The 2848-nt window shown below is 74.2% G+C and carries 4 protein-coding genes; 1 reads left to right on the forward strand and 3 read right to left on the reverse strand.

Annotation, left to right across the window (positions count from 1 at the left end; all coding sequences use genetic code 11):
* The coding region (locus tag CWIS_RS19650; RefSeq protein WP_048344514.1) for an MFS transporter at nucleotides 1-561 on the reverse strand (561 nt) is incomplete at its 3' end.
* A gap of 118 nt (nucleotides 562-679) precedes the next feature.
* Between CWIS_RS19650 and CWIS_RS16705 the strand changes: the two genes are divergently transcribed.
* Nucleotides 680-898, forward strand: a complete 219-nt coding sequence (locus CWIS_RS16705) for a hypothetical protein (RefSeq protein WP_048344503.1) — start codon at nucleotides 680-682, stop codon at nucleotides 896-898.
* Between the two features lie 174 nt (nucleotides 899-1072).
* Here CWIS_RS16705 and CWIS_RS16710 read toward each other — a convergent pair whose 3' ends face one another.
* Nucleotides 1073-1750 (reverse strand): uridine kinase, encoded by a 678-nt coding sequence (locus CWIS_RS16710; RefSeq protein ID WP_048344504.1) that lies wholly within the window; start codon nucleotides 1748-1750, stop codon nucleotides 1073-1075.
* A gap of 142 nt (nucleotides 1751-1892) precedes the next feature.
* Nucleotides 1893-2848: hypothetical protein (locus CWIS_RS16715; protein WP_231583969.1), on the reverse strand; the 956-nt coding region annotated here is incomplete at its 5' end.

A 2848-nucleotide genomic window follows, 5' to 3' on the forward strand; every position in this document is an offset into this window, starting at 1 on the left:
ACCCGCCAGGACGAGCACACCGTACGTCGCGAACGGAGTCGCCTGACCCACCGCGAACATCGCCGCGCCGATCGGTGGGGCGATCATCTGGTTGATCGTGAGGAAGCCCGCCTGGATCCGCTGGTTGGCGGCGGCGAGGTCGTCGCGTGCGACGAGCATCGGCACGAGCGTGCTCGACGCGTTGTCCGCGAACGTCTCGGCGGTCCCGAGCAGGAACAGCGCCGCGAGCACCAGGGCGATGGGCGCGGCGTCGAGCACCACCGCGGTCGCCAGCATCCCGACGACGAGCGCGCGCACCACGTCGACCGTGATGACGAGCCGGCGGCGGTCGAGCCGGTCCGTCAGCGCGCCGGCCCACAGCCCGAACACCAGCGGCGGCAACCACTGCACGGTCGCCGCGAGCGCGACGAGGAACGCGTCGTGGGTGCGGGAGGCCACGAGCAGGGGGCCGGCCGCGAGCACCAGCCCGTCGGCGAGGTTCGTCGTCCAGGAGGACGCGAGCACCCACCGGAAGCCGGTGCCGAGCCGGCGCGGCGCGAGCAGCTCGATCGGGTGAAGCACCGGGTGACGATACCCGGACGGGGGACCGAGGGCCCTGGTCAATTGTCCAGAGTGTGGGACGATGAGGGGTGCCGGCGACCCCGGCGCCACTCCAGCTGAGTCCCACGAGGAGCACGTCGTGTCCGCCGTCACCCTGTCCCCCGCCCGCCCCGCCTCCCCCGCTCTCGGCATGCGACTGCGCCGGTTCGTGGAGAGGGTCCGCTGGACCCCCGCGCCGCGCTTCGAGGGGTCGCCCGCGCGCCGCCTGGCGTACGTCGGGTACCTGGTCGGCAGCATGGTGGCGTGGGTCCTGGTCGGCCTGGGCGTCTCCGCCCTCCTGGGCGCTCTCCTCTCCTGACCCTCGGAGCACTGCTCCTGAGCGCCGCGCGCGCACTGCACGCGGGTGCATGCGCGCCGCCCCCGGTTCGCGGGTTCGGCGTAGCGGTTCGTCGTGCCCGCGCCGGTTCGTCGCTTCGGGCCGACGAACCGGTGTCCGAGCAACGAACAGCTGCTCCCTAGTGCCGTGGGTGGCTCAGCGCGTGCGCGTGACCAGGGCGCGCCGAGTGCGCACGGTGGGCCGTGCCGGGTCGGTGTTGTCGACGACGAACGTGGCTCGACTCGCCGGCTCGCATCGCGCGAGGTAGATCCGCTGGCCCTCGACGTAGCGACGGTTGGCCTCGTCGCCCGGATCGGCCGGGCAGCCGTCGCGGACCGCCATCCGCGCGAACGTCTCAGCGAAGGGCACGTCAAGGAACACCGAGACGTCCCAGACGCCGGCGAGCTCGTCGCGGTGCAGGAAGATCCCGTCGACGACGAGGACGGCGTCCGCCGGCGCGACGCGCTGCGGCTCGTCGACGACCTCGTCGGACGCGACGTCCCGGATCGCCGCGCGGTACCGCCGCTCCCCGCCCGGAGCGAGCGGCCGCAGCACCTCACGGCGGAACGCGTCGTAGTCGTAGGAGTCGAGGAAGAATCCCTCGGGCGAGCGCGCCCCGCGCCGGTACCGCTCCACGCGCGGCCGGTGGAACCCGTCCACGGACACCCGCACCACCGGGTGCCCGTCCTCGCGGAGCGCGTCCCCGAGCGCGTCGGCGAACACCGTCTTCCCGGCGCCGTCCACTCCGTCCACGCCGACGAACGTGACGTGCCCGGCCCGCCGAGCACCACTGATCGCCGTGCCCACCGCCGCCACGACATCGTTCCTGCTCATGACGGGCACGCTAGCGGCTGGCCCCCGCCGTCTCGGGCTTCGCGCTCCGCTGTTCGTTGCTCGCGCACCGCTTCGTCGGTCCGAGGCGACGAAGTGATGCGCGAGCGACGAAGCGCCGGGTGGTCGGGGAGGGGCAGCCCCATCACCGCGGCGCCGGCAGGAGGTCCTGGCGGAGCCGCGCGTGTGCGAGCTCGCCGACCGGGACGTAGGGCTGGGCACGCGCGACGACCGAGCGCAGCGAGTCTGCCTTCGTCACGTGGACGCTGTGCCACCCCGCCTCCGCGATCGCGTCCCGGCGGACCTTCTCCTCGAGCAGGCGCGCGCGCTCGTCGCCCGCGTACTTGCCCAGCCCGTCGTACTCGATGAGCAGCCTCCACCGCGGCCACCCGAGGTCGGCCCAGAACGTGCCGCGCGCGGTCTCGACGCGCACCTGGGTCTCGGGCGGCGGCCAGCCGGCGACGGCGAACGCGAATCGCGCCCACGTCTCTCGTGCCGACTCCGCGCCCTCGTCGGCGAGCTCGAGCAGGGCGCGTGCGCGAGCCGTGCCGTTGCCGCGAGCCTGCTCGGCGATCGCGACGACCGAGTCACGTGGCAGCCCTGCATGCAGCGCGCTGTCCGCGACGACCAACGCGGCGAGCGGCGTCGCCGTCCTGAGGCAGTCCCACGTGGTCGACGCGAGGTCGGTGACCGGCAGGCCGGCCAGCACGACGACGCGCGCGTGCGCGGGAATGCCGAGGTGGCGGGCGACCAGCGGGTCGTTGCTCCCGCCGCCGCGATGCTCGTGACGCACGTGCGTGACCTGAGGGACGTCCCAGAGCGCGAGCCCGTGGAGCAGCGCGGCGGTCTCGTGGCTGAACGCGTGCGCCGAGCTGATCCTTGCGTGCACACCGACTGCTCTGGCGATGGCCATGGCCCGGGCGGAGGTCCCGTTCGGCACGTAGGCGCCTCGGGTCGCGGGGATCCATGCCCCGGTCCGCACGCGTGCGGCGGCGAGCTCGCGGGGGACGTCGCGCGCGAGGTGCACGGCGGGGAGCTCGAGCGTGCGTGGGGCCGGGCCAGAGCCGGGACGACGAGGCATGGGGCCGGACGCTGCCACCG

It is taken from the genome of Cellulomonas sp. A375-1 (genome assembly GCF_001040865.1).
In the GTDB taxonomy this organism is placed as follows: Bacteria; Actinomycetota; Actinomycetes; order Actinomycetales; family Cellulomonadaceae; genus Cellulomonas; species Cellulomonas gelida.